General features: G+C 58.8%; 22 protein-coding genes. 13 read left to right on the top strand and 9 right to left on the bottom strand.

Features of this window, described 5'->3' with window-relative positions; translation table 11 throughout:
- The first annotated feature begins 110 nt into the window (after positions 1-110).
- Both quiC and ACRC4F_RS03740 read left to right on the top strand, forming a co-directional pair.
- A complete protein-coding gene (gene quiC / locus ACRC4F_RS03745) occupies positions 111-2,012 on the top strand; it encodes a 3-dehydroshikimate dehydratase QuiC (RefSeq protein WP_438658146.1) in 1,902 nt (633 codons plus the stop codon).
- A 102-nt stretch (positions 2,013-2,114) separates the two neighbouring features.
- On the top strand, positions 2,115-2,792 hold the full coding sequence (locus tag ACRC4F_RS03740) for a TetR/AcrR family transcriptional regulator (protein ID WP_438658145.1): 678 nt from the start codon (positions 2,115-2,117) through the stop codon (positions 2,790-2,792).
- Positions 2,793-2,912: 120 nt separating this feature from the next.
- Here ACRC4F_RS03740 and ACRC4F_RS03735 read toward each other — a convergent pair whose 3' ends face one another.
- The 3 genes from ACRC4F_RS03735 to ACRC4F_RS03725 form a co-directional block, all read right to left on the bottom strand.
- Positions 2,913-3,779 (bottom strand): shikimate dehydrogenase, encoded by an 867-nt coding sequence (locus tag ACRC4F_RS03735; protein WP_438658144.1) that lies wholly within the window; start codon positions 3,777-3,779, stop codon positions 2,913-2,915.
- A 5-nt stretch (positions 3,780-3,784) separates the two neighbouring features.
- Positions 3,785-4,225, bottom strand: coding sequence for a type II 3-dehydroquinate dehydratase (aroQ, locus tag ACRC4F_RS03730; protein WP_403102486.1), 441 nt, complete (start codon positions 4,223-4,225; stop codon positions 3,785-3,787).
- A 140-nt stretch (positions 4,226-4,365) separates the two neighbouring features.
- Entirely contained in the window at positions 4,366-5,277 is a 912-nt protein-coding gene (locus ACRC4F_RS03725; protein WP_438658143.1) for a LysR substrate-binding domain-containing protein, read from the bottom strand.
- Positions 5,278-5,388: 111 nt separating this feature from the next.
- Between ACRC4F_RS03725 and ACRC4F_RS03720 the strand changes: the two genes are divergently transcribed.
- The gene (locus ACRC4F_RS03720) at positions 5,389-5,592 is read left to right on the top strand and encodes a tautomerase family protein (protein ID WP_438658142.1); all 204 of its coding nucleotides are present in this window, start codon (positions 5,389-5,391) and stop codon (positions 5,590-5,592) included.
- Between the two features lie 59 nt (positions 5,593-5,651).
- Here the strand turns inward: ACRC4F_RS03720 and trmA are convergent, their stop codons facing one another.
- The gene (gene trmA, locus ACRC4F_RS03715; protein ID WP_438658141.1) at positions 5,652-6,731 is read right to left on the bottom strand and encodes a tRNA (uridine(54)-C5)-methyltransferase TrmA; all 1,080 of its coding nucleotides are present in this window, start codon (positions 6,729-6,731) and stop codon (positions 5,652-5,654) included.
- On the bottom strand, positions 6,728-8,023 hold the full coding sequence (locus ACRC4F_RS03710) for an NCS2 family permease (protein ID WP_438658140.1): 1,296 nt from the start codon (positions 8,021-8,023) through the stop codon (positions 6,728-6,730). The genes trmA and ACRC4F_RS03710 overlap by 4 nt, the downstream gene beginning before the upstream one ends.
- Positions 8,024-8,237: 214 nt before the next feature.
- Here ACRC4F_RS03710 and ACRC4F_RS03705 point away from each other — a divergent pair, with 214 nt between their 5' ends.
- The 5 genes from ACRC4F_RS03705 (at position 8,238) to ACRC4F_RS03685 (ending at position 13,233) form a co-directional block, all read left to right on the top strand.
- Positions 8,238-8,693 (top strand): DUF4879 domain-containing protein, encoded by a 456-nt coding sequence (locus tag ACRC4F_RS03705; RefSeq protein WP_438658139.1) that lies wholly within the window; start codon positions 8,238-8,240, stop codon positions 8,691-8,693.
- 67 nt (positions 8,694-8,760) lie between these two features.
- Positions 8,761-9,312 carry a DJ-1 family glyoxalase III gene (locus ACRC4F_RS03700; RefSeq protein ID WP_438658138.1) on the top strand — a complete coding sequence of 184 codons (552 nt, stop codon included), beginning with the start codon at positions 8,761-8,763 and terminating at the stop codon, positions 9,310-9,312.
- Positions 9,313-9,515: 203 nt separating this feature from the next.
- Entirely contained in the window at positions 9,516-10,049 is a 534-nt protein-coding gene (locus tag ACRC4F_RS03695; RefSeq protein WP_438658137.1) for a (2Fe-2S)-binding protein, read from the top strand.
- Positions 10,046-11,035, top strand: a complete 990-nt coding sequence (locus tag ACRC4F_RS03690) for an FAD binding domain-containing protein (RefSeq protein ID WP_438658136.1) — start codon at positions 10,046-10,048, stop codon at positions 11,033-11,035. The genes ACRC4F_RS03695 and ACRC4F_RS03690 overlap by 4 nt, the downstream gene beginning before the upstream one ends.
- Positions 11,032-13,233: a xanthine dehydrogenase family protein molybdopterin-binding subunit gene (locus ACRC4F_RS03685; protein WP_438658135.1), complete on the top strand. Its 2,202-nt coding sequence runs from the start codon at positions 11,032-11,034 to the stop codon at positions 13,231-13,233. Before ACRC4F_RS03690 ends, ACRC4F_RS03685 begins: the two co-directional genes overlap by 4 nt.
- Here ACRC4F_RS03685 and ACRC4F_RS03680 read toward each other — a convergent pair.
- On the bottom strand, positions 13,230-14,468 hold the full coding sequence (locus ACRC4F_RS03680; RefSeq protein WP_438658134.1) for an MFS transporter: 1,239 nt from the start codon (positions 14,466-14,468) through the stop codon (positions 13,230-13,232). The two genes, ACRC4F_RS03685 and ACRC4F_RS03680, sit on opposite strands and share 4 nt — an antisense overlap.
- Before the next feature lie 485 nt (positions 14,469-14,953).
- On the opposite strand from ACRC4F_RS03680, the gene ACRC4F_RS03675 reads away from it, so the two are divergent.
- Genes ACRC4F_RS03675 through ACRC4F_RS03665 form a run of 3 tightly spaced genes read left to right on the top strand, consistent with a single transcriptional unit; the run spans position 14,954 to position 17,629 of the window.
- The gene (locus ACRC4F_RS03675) at positions 14,954-16,393 is read left to right on the top strand and encodes a cytochrome ubiquinol oxidase subunit I (protein ID WP_438658133.1); all 1,440 of its coding nucleotides are present in this window, start codon (positions 14,954-14,956) and stop codon (positions 16,391-16,393) included.
- A 3-nt stretch (positions 16,394-16,396) separates the two neighbouring features.
- Entirely contained in the window at positions 16,397-17,404 is a 1,008-nt protein-coding gene (gene cydB, locus ACRC4F_RS03670; protein ID WP_438658132.1) for a cytochrome d ubiquinol oxidase subunit II, read from the top strand.
- 57 nt (positions 17,405-17,461) lie between these two features.
- Positions 17,462-17,629 carry a DUF2474 domain-containing protein gene (locus ACRC4F_RS03665; RefSeq protein ID WP_094470553.1) on the top strand — a complete coding sequence of 56 codons (168 nt, stop codon included), beginning with the start codon at positions 17,462-17,464 and terminating at the stop codon, positions 17,627-17,629.
- A 79-nt stretch (positions 17,630-17,708) separates the two neighbouring features.
- Here the strand turns inward: ACRC4F_RS03665 and ACRC4F_RS03660 are convergent, their stop codons facing one another.
- Together ACRC4F_RS03660 and ACRC4F_RS03655 are read right to left on the bottom strand one after the other, a co-directional pair.
- Positions 17,709-18,833: a methyltransferase gene (locus ACRC4F_RS03660; RefSeq protein WP_438658131.1), complete on the bottom strand. Its 1,125-nt coding sequence runs from the start codon at positions 18,831-18,833 to the stop codon at positions 17,709-17,711.
- A 187-nt stretch (positions 18,834-19,020) separates the two neighbouring features.
- Positions 19,021-19,731: a LuxR family transcriptional regulator gene (locus ACRC4F_RS03655; RefSeq protein ID WP_438658130.1), complete on the bottom strand. Its 711-nt coding sequence runs from the start codon at positions 19,729-19,731 to the stop codon at positions 19,021-19,023.
- Positions 19,732-20,079: 348 nt separating this feature from the next.
- On the opposite strand from ACRC4F_RS03655, the gene ACRC4F_RS03650 reads away from it, so the two are divergent.
- Entirely contained in the window at positions 20,080-20,856 is a 777-nt protein-coding gene (locus tag ACRC4F_RS03650; RefSeq protein ID WP_438658129.1) for a ferredoxin--NADP reductase, read from the top strand.
- Between the two features lie 44 nt (positions 20,857-20,900).
- Here ACRC4F_RS03650 and mscL read toward each other — a convergent pair whose 3' ends face one another.
- Positions 20,901-21,314 carry a large-conductance mechanosensitive channel protein MscL gene (gene mscL, locus ACRC4F_RS03645; RefSeq protein WP_438658128.1) on the bottom strand — a complete coding sequence of 138 codons (414 nt, stop codon included), beginning with the start codon at positions 21,312-21,314 and terminating at the stop codon, positions 20,901-20,903.
- Between the two features lie 594 nt (positions 21,315-21,908).
- Between mscL and radA the strand changes: the two genes are divergently transcribed.
- Entirely contained in the window at positions 21,909-23,276 is a 1,368-nt protein-coding gene (radA, locus tag ACRC4F_RS03640) for a DNA repair protein RadA (RefSeq protein WP_438658127.1), read from the top strand.
- Positions 23,277-23,372 lie beyond the last annotated feature (96 nt).

The raw sequence follows: 23,372 nt of genomic DNA, 5'->3' as shown, positions 1-23,372 counted from the left end.
CTTGCTGGCGATGGCGATCTCGCGGAAGCCATCGCCAGCAAGCCGGCTCCAACATAAAGCGAAAGCGTGTCAGGCCTGAAAAGAAAGCCTCCACCACCGGGAGTCGAAATATGCAGCGTTCCATTGCCACCGTGTCCTTGAGCGGTACCCTGCCGGAAAAACTCGAAGCCATTGCCGCCGCCGGTTTCGACGGGGTGGAGATTTTCGAAAACGACCTTCTCTACTACGACGGCAGTCCGCGGGAAATCAGACAGATGTGCGCCGATCTCGGGATCGCGATCACGCTGTTTCAACCGTTCCGCGACTTCGAAGGCTGCCGCCGTGACCGTTTGCATCGCAACCTGGAACGTGCCGAGCGCAAGTTCGACCTGATGCAGGAATTAGGCACCGACCTGGTGCTGGTGTGCAGCAATGCGTCGGCCGATTCCATCGGTGATGAACAGATTTTAGTCGACGACTTGCGCCTGCTGGCCGAACACGCGGGAGCACGTGGCTTGCGAATCGGCTACGAAGCACTGGCCTGGGGTCGGCACGTGAACACTTGGCAGCAAGTGTGGAACATCGTCCGTCAGGCCGATCACCCAAGCCTTGGCGTGTTGCTGGACAGCTTTCACACCCTGTCGCTCAAGGGAGATCCAAGCGCGATCGCCGATATTCCCGGTGACAAGATCTTCTTCGTGCAAATGGCCGATGCGCCGATTCTGGCCATGGACGTACTGGAATGGAGCCGGCATTTCCGCTGTTTCCCGGGCCAGGGCGAATTCGATTTGCCGGGCTTCCTGGCGCCGATCATCAAGAGTGGATACACCGGGCCGCTGTCGCTGGAGATCTTCAACGACGGTTTCCGCGCCGCACCACCTCGGGCCAACGCCGCCGACGGTTTGCGTTCGTTGCTGTACCTGGAGGAAAAAACCCGCCAGCGTCTGGCACAGGAAACGACACCGTCGACCACACCCGATATTCTGTTCGAGACGCCTAAGGCCAGCGAATACAACGGCATCGAATTTCTTGAATTCGCAGTGGATGAAAGCCTGGGCGCCAAGCTCTCCCATTGGCTTGAGCGACTGGGTTTCGTCAAGGCCGGGCAACATCGCTCCAAGAGCGTCAGCCTGTTGCGTCAGGGCGATATCAACCTGATCCTCAACTCCGAGCCTTACTCGTTTGCCCACAGTTTTTTCGAAGCTCACGGCCCTTCGCTGTGCGCCACCGCCGTGCGGGTCAAGGACAGCGCCAGTGCTCTGGCCCGGGCCGTAGCCTATAAGGGTCAGCCGTATCGCGGACTGGTCGGCCCCAACGAACTTGAACTGGCCGCCGTGCGCGCACCGGATGGCAGCCTGATCTATCTGGTGGACCAGGAAGCCGATGTCTACGGTACCGACTTCAATCTGCAACCGGCCGTCGTCGCCAGCGGCGGCCTCAAACGCATCGACCACATGGCGATGGCGCTGCCGGCCGACAGCCTCGACAGTTGGGTGCTGTTCTACAAGAGCCTGCTGGATTTCGAAGCCGACGACGAAGTGGTGTTGCCCGATCCGTACGGCCTGGTGAAGAGCCGGGCGTTGCGCAGTCGTGACAGTTCGATTCGCTTGCCGCTGAACATTTCCGAAAACCGCAACACTGCGATCTCACACGCGCTGTCGAGTTATCGTGGTTCCGGTGTGCATCACATCGCGTTTGATTGCGACGACATCTTTGCCGAAGTCAGTCGGGCCAAGGAGGCGGGCGTGCCGTTGCTGGATATCCCGCTCAATTACTACGATGACCTCGCGGCACGGTTCGACTTCGACGACGAATTCCTCAGTGAGCTGGCGTATTTCAACGTGCTGTATGACCGTGATGCCCAGGGCGGCGAGCTGTTCCACGTTTATACAGAGCCGTTCGAAGGGCGATTCTTCTTTGAAATAATCCAGCGTAAAAATGGCTACGCCGGTTACGGCGCGGCCAACGTCGCGGTGCGCCTGGCGGCCATGGCCAAATCCCGAAGCGGTGCCGTTCGTCAGGCAAAGTTGTAGGAAAATCGTAAACACGGCGACAAACCGCTGCCGCGCGGCTTCCTTCACTGTGCGGCGCGGCCCATAATCGCCAGCCTGTGCAGTGATGGCCGTGAGCCCGCAATGACGATAACTTCAGAACTCTCCGCTATGTCCGCCGAACCGATTGCCGGGCCGCGCAAGAGTCGCAAGAACAACCCGGAAAAGACCCGCGAGAACATTCTTCAAGAGGCGATTGTCGAGTTCGTCCAGCAAGGGCTATCCGGTGCTCGCGTCGATGCGATCGCTGAGCGCATCCACACCTCCAAACGCATGATCTATTACTACTTCGGCAGTAAGGAACAGCTCTACGTCGAGGTGCTGGAAAAACTCTACGGCGATATCCGCAACACGGAAAACCATCTGCACCTGGCCGAACTGGCGCCGGTGGAGGCGATTCGGCGGCTGGTGGAATTTACCTTCGATCACCATGATCGCAACGTCGATTTCGTGCGCATCGTCAGCATCGAGAACATTCACAACGCTGAATACGTGAAGCGCTCCGACGCGATCAAGGCAATGAACAACACCATCCTCGATTCGCTGGGCGTGATTTTGCGTCGCGGGGCCGAAGCGGGCGTGTTCCGTTCAGGGCTTGATCCACTGGATGTGCATTTGCTGATCAGCTCGTTCTGCTTTTATCGCGTGTCGAACCGCCACACCTTCGGTGAGATCTTCCAGATCGACTTGCCGGACGAAAGCATCAAGCAGCGTCATCGGGAGATGATCTGCGAGTCGGTTTTGCGATACCTGCAGGCTTGAACTGTGGCGAGGGAGCTTGCACCCGTTGAGTGCGCAGCACTCACAAAATATTGATTGTCTCCCGCATTTTGGGCCGCTGCGCAGCCCGGCGCGAGCAAGCTCGCTCGCCACAGAACCGGTTCAACTACAGGTCTCGCCATTCATGCTTTGAAAGTGCGCCAGCATCCGCTGCACATCCGGCACCACGCCACTGAACAACTCAAACGCCTTCACCGCCTGAAACACCGCCATGTTGCCGCCATCCAGCGTCCGGCAACCCAGGGCGCGGGCGTTGCGTAGCAACTCGGTTTCCAGCGGAAAATAAACAATCTCCGCGACCCACAATTCACTTCGCAGCAACTCCACGGGCACCGGCATGCCCGGCAGCTTTTTCATGCCCATCGGCGTGGTATTCACCAACCCATCCGCCTGGCCCAACGTGCTCGGTAAATCATGTCCCGCCACGGCCCGGCCAGCGCCGAAGTGTTGATTGAGGTTGTCAGCCAAGGCTTGAGCGCGGCTGAGCTCTACATCAAAAATACTCAACAGCTGTACGCCTTCGTTCAACAGCGCGTGGGCCACCGCCGCACCTGCGCCACCTGCGCCCATCTGGACCACACGCTCACGGGCAACATCCTTCAATCCCCGGCGAAAACCCTCGGCAAATCCCAGACAATCGGTGTTGTGGCCGATGCGTTTACCGTCCTTCAGCACCACCGTGTTCACCGCCCCAATACCGCGAGCCTCCGCCGACAATTCGTCGAGCAGCGGGATGATCGCCTGCTTGCACGGGAAGGTGATATTCAGTCCGGTGAAGTTCATGCGCTCGGCAGCCATCAACAGATCGGGCAGGGCGCTGCTGTCGAGTTTCAACTGATCAAGGTCGATCAAGCGGTAGAGATAGCGCAGACCCTGGGCATCGCCCTCATGCTCGTGCAGCGCCGGGGTGCGAGAAGCCTGAATGCCGGCGCCGATCAGCCCGGCCAGTACCGCGTTGGTATGAGTCACGGCGTTCACCCCTTCAAACGTTGGCTGAAATAATCCAGCGCCAGGCGATACCCATGGCTGCCGAAACCGGCCATCACCGCGGTGGCAATGGCAGAAACGAAGGAGTGATGCCGGAAGGGCTCGCGGGCGTGAACGTTGGACAGATGGACTTCGACCACCGGCAATTCGCTGGCGATCAAGGCATCGCGGATCGCCACTGAGGTGTGTGTCCAGGCCGCCGGATTGATCACGATCCCGGCGCAGCGTCCGCGGGCCGCGTGAATCCAGTCGAGCAATTCGCCTTCGTGGTTGGTCTGGCGAAATTCCACCGCCAGGCCGAACTCTTCAGCGGCGCGCCCGCACAGCGCCGATATGTCTGCCAGGGTTTCGTGCCCGTAAGTCGCGGGTTCGCGAGTGCCGAGCAGATTCAGATTCGGGCCGTTGAGCACCAGAACGATAGGGGACATCGAAGTCTCTCCACTTATTATTTTTGGAATGGGCTGGGGTAGTCAGCCGGTGGAGATAAATTGTACTAGCTGGTTAGTTCGGTCAATTGAAGAGAGGTTTCATTGAGGTTTTGTGTGCGGTGATCGGACATTCTCAATGTTTAACGCGGCAGATGTTCAACCAGGAAATCGATGAATGCTCGCAGTCTCAGTGGCATATGACGACTCTGTGGATAGAGCAGGGTGAACGGCCGGGAGCGTCCGCCATAAGGTTTGAGCACTTCCACCAACGAACCATCGGCCAGTTCGTTTTCGACAATAAACCGGTAAGTCTGAAACAGCCCTGCCGCGTTTTTGGCCAGGGTCACGCCGCCGAGCACATCGTCAGAACAACTGAAGCTGCCCTCGGCAAGAATCTCCCGAGCTGCGCCGTTGTCGTTGAACAGCCAGGCAATCCGCCGACCGCTGCTGGGCAGTTCGTATTGAATGCATTCGTGCTGTGCAAGGTCGTCCAGACTCTGCGGGACACCTGCGCGCTTCAGGTAATCGGGGCTGGCAATCATCACCAGCTCGGCGTCCTCAAGGTGCCGGGCGATGAGGCCGGAATCCGGAATCGCCCGCACGCGGATCGCCATGTCATAACCTTCTCCAACAAAGTCGATATTGCGATTGCTGATGTGCGACTCGACTTTCACGTCTGGAAAACGCGCTCGAAACGCCGGTAACAACGGCAAGATCCGGTGGTGCGCATACGTTGTGGGAATACTGATGCGCAGCGTGCCGGACGGTTGCTGTTGCTGGCCCATGACCTCGCGCTGAGCTTCAACCAGTTGCGCCAGCGCCTGACGACATTCCTCGTAATAGCGACGACCACTGTCGGTGAGCTTGACGCTGCGGGTAGTGCGCGCAAACAGACGCACGCCCAGACGTTCTTCCATGCGTGACACCGATCGACTCACGGCGGCCGGTGTGACGCCGGCCACCAAGGCGGCCGCCGTAAAGCTGCCGGCCTCGGCCGCCAGGCAGAACAGTTCGATGCTGCCCAGCTGAAGATCGTCAAATACTCGCTGCATGATTGATGACACCGGGGATCAAATGAGGGACTGCGCCACTGTAGATGAAATCGGCGAAGCAGTGCTTTACTTGACCGGCCTCTAATTTGATAACCGGACAGGAGCAGCATCATGCCTTTCGTCAGCGTACGAATCACCCGTGACGGCGTCACCCGGGAGCAGAAAGCCCAGGTCATCGCCGAAATCACCGACACCTTGAAACGCGTCCTCGGCAAACCGCCGGAGCTGACCCACATCGTGATCGAGGAAGTGGATACCGATAACTGGGGCTATGCGGGCATCACCACCACCGAGTATCGAAAGCAGCCGAAGTGAATTCTCGGATCTACAAAAAAGCCGTCATATGACGGCTTATTTGTACCAGCAACTGCCATTCAACGACGCGTCAACAACACCCCGGATTCCATGTGATGTGTCCACGGAAACTGGTCGAACATCGCGCACTGAGTGATGCGATGGGTGTCGTGCAACTGGGCGATGTTGGCCGCCAGGGTTTCCGGGTTGCAGGAGATGTAGAGGATGTTGTCGAAGCGCCGGGTCAGCTCGCAGGTGTCCGGGTCCATGCCGGCACGAGGCGGGTCGACGAAAACGCTACCGAACTCGTAGCTCTTCAGATCGATGCCGTGCAGGCGCCGGAACGGGCGGACTTCGTTCAGGGCTTCGGTCAGTTCTTCGGCGGATAAACGCACCAGGGTGACGTTATCCACAGCGTTTTCGCTGATGTTGCTCAGCGCCGCGTTAACCGACGTCTTGCTGATTTCGGTGGCCAGCACTTTGCGCACGCGGGTCGCCAGCGGCAGGGTGAAGTTGCCGTTGCCGCAATACAGCTCCAGCAAATCGTCCGGGCGATCGCCGAGGGCGTCGTAAGCCCAGTTCAGCATTTTCTGGTTCACGGTGCCGTTGGGCTGGGTGAAGGCGCCTTCGGGCTGGCGATAGCTGAACGTGCGACCACCGACGTCCAGTTTCTCGACCACGTAATCCTGGCCAATCACTTCGCGTTTGCCTTTCGAGCGACCGATAACACTGACGTTCAGGTCGACGGCCAGCTTCGACGCCGCCGCATGCCAGTGCTCGTCCAGCGGACGGTGATAGCAGAGCGTGATCATCGCATCGCCGGCCAGGGTGGTCAGAAACTCCACCTGAAACAGCTTGTGGCTCAGCGCCGCACTGGCTTTCCATGCTGTCTTGAGCTGCGGCATCAGTTCATTGATGCGCAGGCTGGCGATCGGGAACTCTTCGATCAGGATCGGCGTGCGTTTGTCTTCCTGGGAAAACATCGCGTAATGACGATCGCCGCCTTCGCGCCAAAGACGGAATTCGGCACGCAGGCGGAAATTTTTCAGCGGCGAGTCAAACACCGCAGGTTCCGGTGCATCGAACGGGGCCAGCAGGTCGCGCAGGCGCGTGACCTTTTCTTCGAGCTGAACGGCGTAGGCCTGGGAATCAAAAGTCATGCGTTGAACCAACCCAACTTGATCACAAACAGAATCGACAGAATCACCAGCGCCGAATTCAGCTCGCGGCCACGACCAGACAGCAGTTTGATCGCGGTCCAGGAGATGAAACCGAAGGCGATGCCGTTGGCGATGGAATACGTGAACGGCATGGCCAGCGCGGTGACCACGACCGGTGCGGCAACGGTGATATCGTCCCAGTCTATTTCGGCCAGGCCGGATGTCATCAACACAGCGACGAACAGCAGCGCCGGTGCGGTGGCGAATGCCGGAACGCTAGCGGCCAATGGCGAGAAGAACAGCGCCAGCAGGAACAGGATCGCCACCACGACGGCGGTCAGGCCGGTGCGGCCACCGGCACTCACGCCGGCGGCGGATTCGATGTAGCTGGTGGTGGTCGAGGTGCCCAGCAGCGAACCGGCCATGGCCGCGGTGCTGTCGGCGATCAGCGCGCGACCCATTTTCGGCATGTGGCCGTCCTTGCCCATCAGGCCGGCGCGCTTGGCGACGCCGATCAGGGTGCCGGAGTTGTCGAACAGATCGACGAACAGGAAGGCGAAAATCACGCTGACCAGACCGATGTCCAGCGCACCCTTTATGTCCAGTTGCAGGAAGGTTGGGGCCAACGATGGCGGCATCGACATCACGCCGCCGAACGGGGTGAAGCCCAATGCGATGGACGCGATGGTCACCACCAGAATGCCGATCAGCACCGCGCCGCGTATGGCGAGCGCTTCGAGGGCGACGATCAGGGCGAAGCCGAGGGTCGCGAGGATCGGAGCAGGTTGTTTCAAGTCACCGAGGCCGACCATGGTGGCCGGGTTGCTGACCACAATGCCCGCGTTATGCAAGGCAATCAGCGCCAGGAACAGGCCGATACCGGCGGCAATTGCCGAGCGCAGCGGCAGCGGTATGCTGTTGATGATCCATTCGCGGATGCGGAAGATCGACAGCAGGAAGAAGCACACGGCGGAGATGAACACCGCACCCAGCGCCACTTGCCAGGTGTGACCCATGTGCAGGACCACGGTGTAGGTGAAGAAGGCGTTCAGGCCCATGCCCGGCGCGAGTGCGATCGGGTAGTTGGCGATCAGGCCCATTACGGTGGAACCGATTGCCGCCGCCAGACAGGTCGCGACAAACACCGCGCCCTTGTCCATACCGGTCTCGCCGAGGATGCTCGGGTTGACGAACAGAATGTAGGCCATGGCCAAGAAAGTCGTGACGCCCGCCAGAATCTCGGTCCGCACGTTGGTGTTGTGTGCCTTGAGTTGAAACAGCCTTTCCAGCATGTCTGCTCCCCGTGGCGCGCCCGGCGCCGTGAATGTATCGACCCCAACAGCAAAGCACAGACCGTTGAAGGCGCCTGTTAATTTTCTGTGGGTCGGAAAAAGCCGCGCATCATACCAGCAGCGTGGGGCTGTGGCTGCTTATGGCTGCGATCGTCGCCGATGTTTTGCGCAAAAGCGAAGTGAGCCATACTGCGCGCTGGTTTTGGGGGGCGTTATGGATTGCATTAAAAAGTGTGGGGTTGCGGTTGTTGGCGTCTCGATGGCGTTGTGGCTGGGGGCGCAGACTGCTTCGGCAGCGATGGCGCAGCCATTGAGCCAGGTGAAAGTGCTCAAAGTCGAATCGCCATCCTGCGGGTTTGAAGACATTGCCGAAGGGCAGGAACAGACGCGCTGCGACCATAGCGGAACGAGCATCAAGGTCTACGTGCTGGAAGTCGGTTACGGCCGCGCAGCCCGTGTCGCGCTGGATGGTTTTGAAGTGAGCGGCACCCGGACGCCGGTGTGTGCCTTTGATAACGGCAATCTCACCGAATGCACTGCCGGGAGAAAAACGGTCGGTTATCTATATGTCCTGAACCTTGCGGGCAAGCAGAACGGCATCTTCACTTTCAGCAACACCTCGATCAACGCGCCGGGCAACACAATGTCGACGCAGCTTTACATCAAGTAACGGCTGCGCTCGAACAAGGGTCAGGAAAGCTGACTACGCTTTAAAGATCATTCTGTGGATCGCGCCCATGACCTTTAGAGCTTTGATTACCCTCGCCGAGGGCATCGATGACCTGCAAACCGTGACCCTGATCGATGTGCTGCGCCGTGCCAAGGTTGAAGTGGTGGCGGCGAGCATCGAGGGGCGGCGCATGCTCACGTGTGCCCGCGGTACCCGCCTGACCGCCGATGCGATGGTGGTGGATTTGCTGGCCCAGCCGTTCGACCTTATCGCGCTGCCCGGTGGCGAGGTGGGCTCACAACACCTTGCCGCCCATCAACCCCTGCAACAGCTGATCAAGGACCAGGCCGCCGCCGGGCGTCTGTTCGCCGGCATCGCCGAAGCCCCGGCGCTGGCGCTGCAAGCCTTTGGCGTCCTGCGTCAGCGACGCATGACCTGCCTGCCATCGGCCAGCCATCAATTGTCGGGTTGTAACTTTATTGACCAACCCGTTGTGGTCGATGGCAACTGCATCACCGCACAGGGATCGGGTGCCGCACTGCAATTTGCCCTGACGCTGGTGGAGCAACTCTGCGGCAAAGCCACGCGTGCTGCTTTGGCGGGGGAGTTGGTGATTTGAGAAACGTCAGGCGTGAATGGCAAAGGGTTCGATAACGGTTGTTCACGCTGCTCCGCTTGCCAGAGGTCGTAGTCGGCCTGAACCCCTGCAAGGTTTTCCACGCCCATCAATTCCCTTGAACGCTCACCCCAAGGTGAAGTCGTACCCCTTATGACGGTGGTTGACCAAAACACCGCGAATGCACGACCTACCGTGAGGTGTTTATGAGCGTGACCACTCCCGACGCTGCGCAGCCGTCCTTTGCTGTTCATCCGCTCCACCTGACCCTCAATGGTCAGGAGCGCCAGCTTGAGGTCCTGCCGTGGACCACGCTGCTGGATCTGCTGCGTGAGCAACTGGACCTGATCGGCACCAAAAAGGGCTGTGACCACGGCCAATGCGGTGCTTGCACGGTGTTGCTCAATGGCAAACGGGTGAACGCCTGCCTGACGCTCGCGGTGATGTGCAATGGCGCCGAGTTGACGACGATCGAAGGGTTGGCGAACGGTGACGAATTGCACCCGATGCAGCTGTCCTTCATCAAACACGATGCCTTTCAATGCGGGTATTGCACACCTGGGCAGATTTGCTCGGCGGTGGGGCTGGTTAACGAGGGACGGGCGCAGACCCCTGAACAGATTCAGGAACTGATGAGCGGCAACCTCTGCCGTTGCGGCGCCTACAGCAATATCCGCGATGCCATCGAAGAGGCGTTGCCGGCGTGCCGCCAGCGGACTGTACAGGGAGGTGGCCAATGAACCCTTTCCATTACAGCAAGCCGGATTCGGTGCAGGACGCCGTGCATCTCGCCGGTCCGGCGTCACGCTTCATCGCAGGCGGTACGAATCTGCTGGATTTGATGAAAGAGAACCTCACTCGGCCCGAACATTTGATCGACATCACCGGGTTGCCCTTACGCGAAGTCACAGAAACGCCCAGCGGCGGCGTGATGATTGGCGCGCTGGTCAGCAATGCCGACCTTGCCTGGCACCCGTTGATTGAGCAGCGTTACCCTTTATTGTCCCAAGCGATCCTGGCCGGTGCATCGCCGCAATTGCGCAACATGGCCAGCACCGGCGGCAATCTTCTGCAACGCACGCGCTGCTATTACTTCTACGACGCCAGCGTGCCGTGCAACAAACGTGAACCCGGCAGCGGCTGCCCGGCGCGGGACGGCCTCAATCGTATCCACGCTATCCTGGGCGCCAGCGCGCAGTGCGTGGCGACCCATCCTTCCGACATGTGTGTGGCGTTGGCTGCGCTCGAAGCCGTGGTCCATGTACAAGGTCGCAACGGCATGAGGTCCATCGCGTTCGCCGATTTCCACCGTTTGCCGGGAGATACGCCGGAGCGCGATAACCAGCTGGCCGATGACGAACTCATTACCGCAATCGAATTGCCGGCCACCGGTTTTGCCGAGCACAGCCATTACCTGAAAATCCGTGATCGCGCGTCCTATGCCTTTGCCCTTGTATCGGTGGCTGCAGCGTTGGACATGCAAGGATCGATCATCCGCGAAGCGCGCCTGGTGATCGGAGGTGTGGCGCATAAACCCTGGCGTGACAGCGCCGTTGAACACTTTCTGGCAGGCAAAGCCGCCAATCCCGAATCCTTTACCGAAGCGGCGGACAGGCTGCTGCAAAACGCCGAACCGCTCGAACATAACGCTTTCAAAGTGAAACTGGCGCGCCGGGCTATCGTCCGCGCACTCAGCGATGCCGCACAGGGAGGGTTGGCCCGATGAACACTTTCAGCAAACCTATGGGGCAACCGCTTGATCGGGTCGACGGTCAGCTCAAAGTGACGGGCCAGGCGCGCTACGCTGGTGAGTTTCCCGAGGAGGGTCTGCTTCACGGCAGCGTTGTCTCCAGCAACATCGCCAGCGGTCGGGTGGTCAGCATTGATGCATCGAAAGCCCTGGCGTTGCCCGGCGTCCTGGCAGTGATCGATCACACGAACCGCCCGAAGATCGCCAGCTACGACAAAGACTACGACGACGCCGACTCGGCCGACGGTTCACCTTTTCGCCCGTTGTTCAACGATCGAGTCTTGTACAGCGGGCAGCCGTTGGCATTGGTGGTGGCCGAAAACCTTGAGCTGGCACGTTATGCCGGTTCGCTGGTAGTGATCGAATACGAAACAGAAGCGCACCAGACCGATCTGTTATCGCTGCAGGATGAAGCTCATCCCGCACCTGCCGAATTGCCCAAGCCCCGTGGGAATTTTCAGGCTGAGTTCGCCGGCTCGGCCATTAGTCTGGATCTCGACTACAGCACGCCGATTGAACACCACAACCCGATGGAACCGCACGCCAGTACGGTGCTGTATCAAATGGATGGCAGCCTGCACATCCATGACAAGACCCAAGGCACGCAGAACTGTCAGTCGTATGTGCAAAAAGTCTTCGGTCTCGAGAAAGAGCAAGTCAGAATTTTTGCCGCGTATGTCGGAGGTGCGTTCGGGTCGGGGTTGCGTCCGCAATATCAGCTGCCGTTGGCGGTCATGGCGGCGCTGCATCTCAAGCGTTCGGTGCGCGTTTCGTTGACGCGTCAGCAGATGTTCACCTTCGGTTATCGGCCGCGCACTTTGCAGCGCTTGCAATTGGGTGCGGCGGCCAACGGTCGTTTGCTCGCGGTGGCGCACACCGCCATCGGCCAGACTTCGCGTTTCGAGGACTTCACCGAACACGTGGTGGAGTGGAGCGGCATGCTCTATCACTGCGATAACGTGCAGCTGACCTACAAACTGGTGCCGCTGGACGTATTTACCCCACTGGACATGCGCGCACCGGGTGCCGCGCTGGGATTGATTGGCCTCGAATGTGCGATGGACGAACTGGCCTGCGCCCTGGCCATCGATCCGGTACAGCTGCGCTTGGTCAACTATGCCGAGCGCAATCAGAACGAAGACAAACCGTATTCAAGTAAAGAGCTTCGCGAGTGCTATGCCCAAGGTGCCAAACGCTTTGGCTGGGACAAGCGCAATGCCGAACCGCGCAGCATGCGCCAGGGTCGGCAATTGGTGGGCTGGGGCATGGCGGGTGGTGTATGGGAGGCAATGCAACAGAAGGCCAGCGCCAAGGCCTCACTCGATCACCACGGCAAACTGACGGTCAGCAGCGCGACCACTGACATCGGCACCGGCACTTACACGGTCATGACGCAAATCGCCGCTCAGGCGTCGGGCGTTTCCGTGAAGGATGTCATCTTTGTCCTTGGCGACTCTTCATTGCCGACAGCGCCCTTGCAGGGCGGATCGTTCACCGTCTCGTCGGTTGGCACGGCGGTGCAGCAAGCCTGTGAAGCCTTGAAGGAAAAATTGCTCGCCGTTGCACGGCAAACGTGTCCTGAATTCAGCGGAGTGACCTCGGAGCAAGCGGTCTTTGAAGAAGGGCACTTATCCTTCGGTGAGGCACGTGTAAGTCTGGCCAGTCTGGCGCGGGACAGTGGCGAAGACACCGTCGACATCCAGGTCGACGCCGAACCGGACAAGAAGCGCGATGCCTACGCGACTGCGACCCACTCGGCGGTGTTCGTCGAAGTGTTGGTCGATGAGGATTTGGGCACGGTGAAGGTCAGCCGGGTGGTCAGCGCAATTGCTGCCGGTCGAGTGGTCAACCCGAAAATGGCCCGCAGCCAGATCCTCGGCGGCGTGGTCTGGGGCATCGGCATGGCGCTGCATGAAGAGACGCAGACCGACCATGCATTGGGTCGCCACATGAACCACAGCCTGGCCGAGTACCACATCCCGGTAAACGCCGACATTGGCGACATTGAAGTGCTGTTCGTCGAAGAACACGACGAAATCGTCAACGCCCTCGGTTCCAAGGGCGTGGGCGAAATCGGTATCGTCGGGGTCGCGGCAGCGGTGGCCAATGCGATTTATCACGCCACCGGGAAGCGGGTGCGGGACTTCCCTATCACCCTCGACAAACTGCTTTAAACCCTGGCCTCTTCCACCGGCACATGCATGCGGTCGCGGTTGGCCAGGGTCGGGAACAGTTTGATCCACGCACCGGTCACGACCAGCGTGCCAATACCGCCCATGACCACCGCCGGCACGGTGCCGAACCAATGGGCGGTGAGGCCGGATTCGAATTCGCCCAACTGGTTCGAAGCACCGATGAACAAACCGTTCACGGCGCTGACCCGGCCGCGCATTTCGTCCGGGGTTTCCAGCTGCACGAACGAAGCGCGGATCACCATGCTGATCATGTCCGCCGCGCCCAACACCACCAGCACGGCCAGGGAAAACCAGAACGAGGTCGAGAGGCCGAACGCGATGGTCGCGACGCCGAACACACCGACGGCAGTAAACATCACCCGCCCGACTTTGCGCTCCACAGCAAAACGCGCGAGGTACAGCGACATCAGCAGCGCACCGACAGCCGGAGCTGAACGCAGCAGGCCCAGGCCCCATGGCCCGGTCAACAGAATGTCCTTGGCGAACACCGGCAGCAACGCCGTCGCACCGCCGAGCAACACCGCAAACAGATCCAGGGAAATCGCCCCGAGAATGTCCGGGCGACTGCGAATGAAGCGGATACCCGCGAGCAATGAATCCAGGGTTGCCTTGCCTTTGTTCAGCGGCGTTTGCCGGGCCGGCAGGTTGAGCATCAGCAGACAGGCAATGATGTAGAGGATCACCGTCGGGCCATACACCCAGACGCTGCCGAAGGCATAGAGCAAACCGCCCAGGGCCGGGGCGACGATGGTGGCTGATTGTTGAGCCGACTGCGCGGCGGCGACGGCGCGGGGGAACAGTGCGCTGGGCACGATGCTCGGCAGCAAGGCCTGGGTGGTTGGCATCTCGAAGGAGCGCGCGGCGCCGAGCAGGAACGCGAGGATGAAGATCATCTCCCGGGTGACATGATCGGTCGCGCTGCCGATAGCCAGGGACAGGGCAATCAACGCTTGCAGGGATTGACAGATCGCCGCGACCTTGCGCCGGTCATAGCGGTCCGCGACATGCCCGGTGTGCAGCATGAACAGCACACGCGGGGCAAATTCCACAAGTCCCACCAAACCCAGGTCGAGCACATTGCCGGTCAGTTGATACAGATTCCAGCCAATGGCCACGGTGAGCATCTGAAAACCGCTGGCGGTAAACACCCGGGCCAGCCAGAACGCGATAAAAGGTCGGTGATGACGTAACAGCAAGGGCGCTTGGCTGGGCATCTGAGGGCAAGTCTTGAGCGAGGGGAGGGTCGAGATTATCACCAACCTGTAACCAGAAGTTGCAGGCCTGGAAAATTTAGTTAGCTAGACACCGATCTCCCAAAAGACCGACATCCCCCTGTAGGAGCGAGCCTGCTCGCGATGACGGCGTATCAGTCGATACCTCTGTCGCCTGACACACCGCTTCGCGAGCAGGCTCGCTCCCACAGGTAATGTGTTGCGACTGATTGCCAGAGCGATGAGGCAACCTGTCACGCGTCAAAAGACCACACCGTCCATCGTCAAAAATGGGACTACTCTTTCAACCATTGCTTGATCCAGATCAAGACCCTTGTGGAAATGATCCGGTGGCCAGATGGCCAGACTCCCTACGTTGTGATGCTTGTAAAAAAAGAACGAATTCAAATTCGCCACACTCCATATCCGTGGGGGCAGTGGGTGCAGGCCGCAAGCCTTCAGCCGATATTACTGACAGAGGAAGACTTATGTTCGGTTTGGAGGCGCTTGATCTCGCCCGAATTCAGTTCGCGTTCACCATCTCGTTCCACATCCTGTTCCCGGCCATCACCATTGGCCTGGCGAGTTACCTGGCGGTGCTCGAAGGCCTGTGGCTGAAGACGAACAACGACACTTACCGCGATCTGTACCATTTCTGGTCGAAGATCTTTGCCGTCAACTTCGGCATGGGCGTGGTGTCCGGTCTGGTCATGGCCTATCAGTTTGGCACCAACTGGAGCCGCTTCTCGGACTTCGCCGGTTCCGTGACCGGGCCGTTGCTGACGTACGAAGTTCTGACAGCGTTCTTCCTTGAAGCTGGTTTCCTCGGTGTCATGCTGTTCGGCTGGAACAAGGTCGGGCGCAACCTGCACTTCTTTGCCACGGTCATGGTGGCCATCGGCACACTGATCTCGACGTTCTGGATTCTCGCCTCCAACAGCTGGATGCAGACCCCGCAAGGTTTCGAAATCATCAATGGCCAGGTCATTCCAACCGACTGGTTTGCCGTGATCTTCAACCCGTCATTTCCGTACCGCCTGATGCACATGGCCACGGCCGCGTTCGTCGCGACCGCCTTCTTCGTCGGCTCTTCGGCGGCCTGGCACTTGCTGCGCGGCAAGGACAACCCGGCGATCCGCACCATGCTCTCGATGGCCATGTGGATGGCCTTGATCGTGGCGCCGATTCAAGCTGTCATCGGTGATTTTCACGGTCTCAACACACTCAAGCATCAGCCGGCGAAAATCGCCGCGATTGAAGGTCACTGGGAAAATCACGGCAATGAGCCGACCCCGCTGATTCTGTTCGGCTGGCCGGACATGAAAGAAGAACGGACCAAATTCGCGGTGGAAATCCCGTACCTGGGCAGCCTGATCCTCACGCACTCCCTGGACAAGCAAGTCCCGGCGCTCAAGGAATTCCCGCCTGAAGACCGGCCGAATTCGACCATCGTGTTCTGGTCGTTCCGGATCATGGTGGGTCTGGGCATGCTGATGATCTTCACCGGTCTGTGGAGCCTGTGGCTGCGCAAAAGCGACAAGCTGTACACCTCGCGACCGTTCCTTTATCTGGCGTTGTGGATGGGCCCGTCCGGCCTGATCGCGATCCTCGCCGGTTGGTTCACCACTGAAATCGGCCGTCAGCCGTGGGTGGTCTATGGCCTGATGCGCACGGCGGACGCCTCGTCCAATCACAGTTTCATGCAGATGAGCATCACGCTGATCCTGTTCGTGGTGGTGTATTTCGCGCTGTTCGGTGCCGGGCTGGGCTACATGATGCGCCTGGTGCGCAAGGGGCCGAAGATCGACGAAGGCAAGGAAACGCCCGAAGGTGGTCCAGGCAAGAAACGCACGCCGGCCCGTCCGCTGTCCGCCGCCGACGATCCCGCCGACGACGACCACGATCCCAGCCTGACCAAGGAGATTTGAGTCATGGGTATTGATCTTCCGCTGATCTGGGCCGTGATCATCATCTTCGGCATCATGATGTACGTGGTCATGGACGGCTTCGACCTGGGGATCGGGATTCTCTTCCCGTTCATCCCGGGCAAGACCGACCGTGACGTGATGATGAACACCGTCGCCCCCGTTTGGGACGGCAACGAAACCTGGCTGGTTCTAGGCGGCGCGGCGTTGTTCGGTGCGTTCCCGCTGGCTTATTCGGTGGTGCTCTCGGCGCTGTACCTGCCGCTGATTTTCATGCTGATCGGGCTGATTTTCCGTGGCGTGGCGTTCGAGTTCCGTTTCAAGGCCAAGGACGATAAGCGCCACCTGTGGGACAAGGCGTTTATCGGTGGTTCGATTGCTGCGACTTTCTTTCAGGGGGTGGCGCTGGGTGCATTCATCGACGGGCTACCGGTGGTCAATCGCCAGTTTGCAGGCGGTTCACTGGACTGGCTGACACCGTTCACGATGTTCTGCGGTGCGGCGCTGGTGGTGGCTTATGCGCTGCTCGGTTGTACCTGGCTGATCATGAAGACCGAAGGCAAGTTGCAGGAACAGATGCATGATCTGGCGCGGCCATTGGCGTTCGTGGTGTTGGCGGTGATTGGTATCGTCAGTATCTGGACCCCGCTGGCTCATGCTGAAATCGCCGCTCGCTGGTTCACGCTGCCGAATCTTTTCTGGTTCCTGCCAGTACCGATCCTGGTATTGGTGACCATGTACGGTCTGATTCGCGCCGTGGCGCGCAATGCGAACTACACGCCGTTCCTGCTGACGCTGGTGTTGATCTTCCTGGGCTACAGCGGCCTGGGTATCAGCCTGTGGCCCAACATCGTGCCGCCGTCGATCTCGATCTGGGACGCCGCTGCACCGCCGCAAAGCCAGGGCTTCATGCTGGTGGGTACGCTGTTCATCATCCCGTTCATCCTGGGTTACACCTTCTGGAGCTACTACGTGTTCCGCGGCAAGGTGACTCACGAAGACGGTTATCACTAGAACACACGAAAACGGCGCAGGGCCCGATCCTGCGCCGTTTCAGAGGAGGTCACGATGATGGCTGGCAAACATTCCCTGGAGGACATCAAGGCAGCAGAGAAGAAGCCGCTCTGGCAGCGACTCGGCTGGCTGGCGCTGATCTGGGTCGGTAGCGTGGGGGCCCTGTTTATCGTGGCCAGCCTGATGCGCATGTTCATGAACGCCGCAGGTCTGTCCACGCACTGAAACACCCGCATTCCCATCCCGTTGCCTTGTGCAACGGATTCAAAACCCTCCTGTCATGGAGGGTTTTTTTTACCTGCGATTATTTGCGGGCTTTGAGAATGACGAATTTCGGCGTAGCCGCCACTTGCTCCACGCCACGGAACAGCCGCGCGAGCTTGCTGTGGTAACCCAGGTGACGGTTGCCGACGATGTACAGCGCGCCGCCTGTCACCAGGGCTTCGCGCGCCTGCTGAAACATCCGCCAGGCAAGAAAGTCGCCGACGACTTGTTGCTGGTGAAACGGTGGATTGCACAGCACCACGTCCAGCGATTGCGGCTCTTGTCCGGCCAGGCCATCGTCGGCGCGCACGATCACCTCACGCTCTCCCAGCGCAGCACGCCAGTTTTCGGCGGCCGATTGCACCGCCATGAACGACTCATCCACCAACGTGTAATGCGCTTCCGGGTTTTGCAGGGCGCTGGCGATGGCCAAGACGCCGTTACCGCAACCGAGGTCGGCGACTCGCGCAGTACCGAGGTTCTGTGGCAGGTGCGGGAGAAAGGCTCGTGTGCCGATGTCCAGCCCCTCGCGGCAGAACACATTGGCGTGGTTGAGCAGTTCGATCGCTGGCGCGTCGAGTTGATAGCGTGAAGGGTAGGGGGACACGGCTGGGGTTTTGGCTTCAGGTGTTGCGATCAGCAACCGGGCCTTTTTTACCGCCAGCGAGGCTTGTACCGGGCCGATGTAACGTTCCAGCAGATCACCCGCGGCGCGCGGCAGATGCTTGACCATCGCTGCCGCAATCACTTGAGCGCCAGGAGCCAGTTGGCTTTGCAGGCGAATCAATTGCTCTTCCAGCAAGGCCAGGGTTTTCGGCACCCGGATCAACACGCGATCAAACGGCCCTGCAAATGCTTCGTTAGCCGGTACGCTCGGCACGGCATCAAATGCCTGGCCGTTGCGAACCAGATTTTTTTCCAGGCCCTGGAAGGCCAGGAACGAGTCGCCGCTGCTGGTGACCAGTACTTTGCCCGCCAGGCTCGCTGCCAATGCGCCAAAACTGTCGTTGAGCACCAGCACCCGGGTGTCCGCGGCCGGTTGTTGCTCGGCCAGATGATTGAGCAGGTATTCGTCTGCCGCGTCGAACGCTTGCAGCGGTTCGTTCTGCTGTTCAGGCTGACGGATCAGATCGAGTCGGGCGAAGGGCGTTTCGAGCAGGGGCATGAGGCGAGGGGCTCTGGATAGTCAACGGGTATGGTGTCCCGCTGCCTGAAGCCTTATAGCGGGCGGGGCCGTCCGAGTGGACTGCGACGTGGGTTTTCCTCGTCATCACTCTGGATGGGACCGCAAATGGTACGTTTTTTTTTTGCAGAATACTTGTGGGTTTTTCAGCCTTATTCGGGCGTACTGCTCAGATCATGCAGGCCCTGGCTGCTGCGATGACTGCCGCGATTTTGTTGTTGACCCCCAGCTTCTCAATTGCTCTGTGCACATGAAAGTTTACAGTGCGCTCTGCGAGGTTGAGGATCATGGCGATTTCACAGGCGGTCTTGCCATCAGCCGACAGTTTCAGGACTTCAATTTCCCGTGCTGACAGGTGGGGCTTGCAGGAGTGCTGCACGGGTTCAGGCAAATTTTGAGCGACCAGCCCGTGCAGGTGGTGGGCGATAAACAGCGCGAATCCAAGGTTTTCGTACAATTCATATGGCGTGATGGGATGACTGCTTCCGGCCACGCTAAACATGCTTTGAAGTCCCTTGTCGTCATGCAGTGATTGCGACCAGCCATGTTCCAGGCCTTGTTTTTTTTGCGCCTGCCACAGCTGAGGAGTTTTCGAGAAGACCTTTTCTTCCCAGAGAATCGGCATCGGAGAATGCTTGCAATGCGCCAGTATTGGATCTATGTCACTAAAGTGGTTCTCTTCATATTTCGCAGCCCAACCTGTTGGATAGTTGTTGAGATTCACGCTCTCGAAGCGCGGGCCTCGTGAGTGTGATGTGATTGAAAAAGCACAAAATTTAAAGCCAAGGTGTCGAACGAAATTAAGTGACGTCTCATAGGCGGACTCAACATCCCTGGCTTTAGATATCTGTCTTAATTGTGACTCCATCCACATTTCCATTGGTATAACTCCATGCGGGCATCTTGGGGGTGCCGATTGGATCCGAGATCCGGCACGCCACGAGTGTAGGAGTATTCCTACAAATGCGCTGCAACTATTTCGCTCTTGAAAATATTGGGAAGTGAATAACTGGTTCTTAGGTTTTTTGAATCGAAACTTACATGCCGTGTGTAATGCAACTGTCCGCAATTTGTGTTGTACCGCTTGGTTAATGTTGGAAACAGTCCATTCTTTATAGGTAGTAAGACTATTTTCAGGTGGATAATCAGGTCAAAGACACTACAAATCACCGGTGTTTAAACCGTCCGCTTTGCGGGACACTGAGTCATCTGTTGAATGGAGAGCCTCATGACCGCCAGTGCAGAAAAATTCACTCGCCAGACCCTGACAGACGTTCAGCCGTTGACCCCGAACCTGTTCACGTTGCGGGCCAGCCGAGATTCCGGTTTTCGTTTTCGGGCGGGGCAATTCGCCCGGCTTGGCGTGACCCGAAGTGACGGCAGTACGGTGTGGCGCGCCTATTCAATGGTCTCTTCGCCCCATGACGAATTTCTCGAATTCTTTTCCATTGTCGTACCGGGCGGTGAGTTCACCAGCGAACTGAGTCGCCTGGAAGTCGGTGATACGCTGCTGGTCGACCGTCAGGCCTTCGGTTACCTGACACTGGATCGCTTCGTTGACGGCCGTGATCTCTGGCTGTTATCCACCGGCACGGGCGTGGCACCGTTTCTGTCGATCCTGCAGGACTTCGAGGTATGGGAGAAATTTGAACGAATCATCCTTGTCTACAGCGTGCGAGAAGCCCGCGAACTGGCCTATCAGGAGCTGATAGCAGGGCTGGCGGAGCGCGACTATCTGGCCGGGTACGCGCACAAATTGCAGTTCATCGCCACCGTCACGCGCGAGCAGCACCCGGGTGCCCTGAACGGGCGAATCACTACGCTGATCGAAAATGGCGAACTGGAGCGGGTGGCAGGGGTAGAGCTTACACCCGAGCACTCGCGGGTCATGCTCTGCGGCAATCCACAGATGATCGATGACACACGCAAGTTGCTCAAACAGCGCGATATGCATCTGAGCCTCAGTCGACGACCCGGTCAGGTGGCGGTGGAAAACTTCTGGTAAAAAAAAAGGCGCCCGAAGGCGCTCTTTCTACACGCAAACAGCCTTCAGGGCTGATCGTTCCGGGCTTTGAGCAGATCGCGGATCTCGCTCAACAGCTCTTCTTCCTTGGTCGGAACCGGCGGCAGGGTCGGCGCAACGGCCTCTTCGCGTTTCAGACGGTTGATGGCTTTGACGCCCATGAAGATGGCGAAGGCGACGATGATGAAGTCGATCATGCTCTGAATGAACTTGCCGTAGGCCAGCACCACCGCGGGGGCATCCCCGTTGGCGGCCTTGAGCGTCACGGCCAGGTCGCTGAAGTCCACTCCGCCGATCAGCAGGCCGATTGGCGGCATCACCACATCGCCGACAAATGACGAAACGATCTTGCCGAAGGCGGCGCCGATGATGATGCCGACAGCCATGTCGACCACATTCCCTTTGACCGCGAAGGCCTTGAACTCACTTATCACGCCCATGGGTTAATTCCTTGTTACAGATGAGATTGGTGAACGCAGTGTAAATCAGCAAATCGCATTCTGCTCGATCCCACCGCTACGATGCTTGCCGTGCTATCGACCTGTTCAGTGGGAAAAAGTTTACAAAATGCCATCATGGCAGTGAAGTCCGCTGAGACTTGCAATCTCGGTTTATCACTATCGATCCGTGTGCATTTCTATTTTTCTGGGGGGAGTAGTGAACTCCGATTGGAGTGGAGGCGAATTTAAGTGCGTTATTAACAATATAATTTTTGTAATGTTGTCTGATTGCGAAGTGCTAGTATTCACGAATAAGGGAAAGTTCTGCCATTGGATTGTTGCGTTTAATGTGTTGGTCTCGAAGATAGAGTTGTACATCTGAATTTGAATTGCTTAGGGCTTGTACAGTTTTGACTTCGAGACGCTGGCTGATGTTTAAATATTATTGGACGAAGTTGTACAGGTTTTCCGTGATTTGCACTGTTTGGAGATGCATACCTGTCCTGAAAGTTAATAATGAAGAACGACTGGGTAACTTCAGCGCGCTGATCCGCGTCAGCTGAGCTATTATCGCGGTTTTTGCCGGGGGTTCAGATGGCCAAGGCCAAGCGCATGTACGGCTGCACCGAGTGCGGCTCAACCTTCCCCAAGTGGGCCGGCCAATGTGGCGAGTGCGGTGCCTGGAATACGCTGACCGAAACCATGGTCGAGAGCGGTGGTGCCGCAGCGCCCAGCGGACGCACCGGTTGGACCGGCCAGCAGGCACAGATCAAGACCCTGGCGGAAGTCAGCGTCGAAGAGATCCCGCGCTTCTCCACCGCGTCCAGCGAACTCGACCGAGTGTTGGGTGGTGGGCTGGTGGATGGTTCGGTGGTGCTGATCGGCGGTGATCCGGGCATCGGTAAGTCGACCATTCTCCTGCAGACCTTGTGCAACCTCGCCAAAGTCATGCCGGCCCTGTACGTCACCGGCGAAGAGTCCCAGCAGCAAGTGGCCATGCGCGCGCGCCGTCTGGGCTTGCCTCAGGATCAGCTGCGGGTGATGACCGAAACCTGCATCGAAACCATCATCGCCACTGCCCGGATCGAAAAGCCCAAGGTCATGGTGATCGACTCCATTCAGACGATCTTTACCGAACAACTGCAATCGGCGCCGGGCGGCGTGTCGCAGGTTCGGGAGAGTGCGGCATTGCTAGTGCGTTACGCCAAGCAGAGCGGCACCGCGATTTTCCTCGTCGGCCACGTGACAAAAGAAGGGGCATTGGCCGGCCCGCGCGTGCTGGAGCACATGGTCGATACCGTTTTGTACTTCGAAGGCGAATCCGATGGGCGCCTGCGATTGTTGCGTGCGGTAAAAAACCGTTTCGGCGCCGTCAATGAATTGGGCGTGTTCGGCATGACCGACAAGGGCCTGAAAGAAGTCTCCAACCCGTCAGCGATTTTTCTCACCCGGGCGCAGGAAGAAGTACCAGGCAGCGTGGTCATGGCGACGTGGGAAGGAACGCGGCCGATGCTGGTGGAAGTCCAGGCGCTGGTCGATGACAGCCATTTGGCGAACCCGCGCCGGGTCACCCTGGGCCTGGATCAAAATCGGCTGGCGATGTTGCTGGCGGTGCTGCACCGTCACGGCGGGATTCCGACCCACGATCAGGACGTCTTTCTCAACGTGGTCGGCGGGGTGAAGGTGCTGGAAACGGCCTCCGACCTGGCGTTGATGGCGGCAGTCATGTCCAGTTTGCGCAACCGGCCACTGCCGCATGATTTGCTGGTGTTCGGTGAGGTCGGGCTGTCGGGCGAAGTGCGCCCGGTGCCAAGTGGCCAGGAGCGCTTGAAGGAAGCGGCCAAGCACGGCTTCAAACGTGCCATCGTGCCCAAGGGCAATGCACCGAAGGAAGCGCCGCCGGGGTTGCAGATTATTGCCGTCACCCGACTGGAACAGGCCCTCGACGCACTTTTCGAATAGGCCACAAATCCCTGTGGGAGCGAGCCTGCTCGCGATAGCGGACTATCAATCAACATCATCGTTGAATGCTAAACCGCTATCGCGAGCAGGCTCGCT

This window comes from Pseudomonas sp., assembly GCF_051660785.1.
Classification (GTDB): domain Bacteria; phylum Pseudomonadota; class Gammaproteobacteria; order Pseudomonadales; family Pseudomonadaceae; genus Aquipseudomonas.
This window is presented reverse-complemented; position numbering and strand designations above follow the sequence as displayed.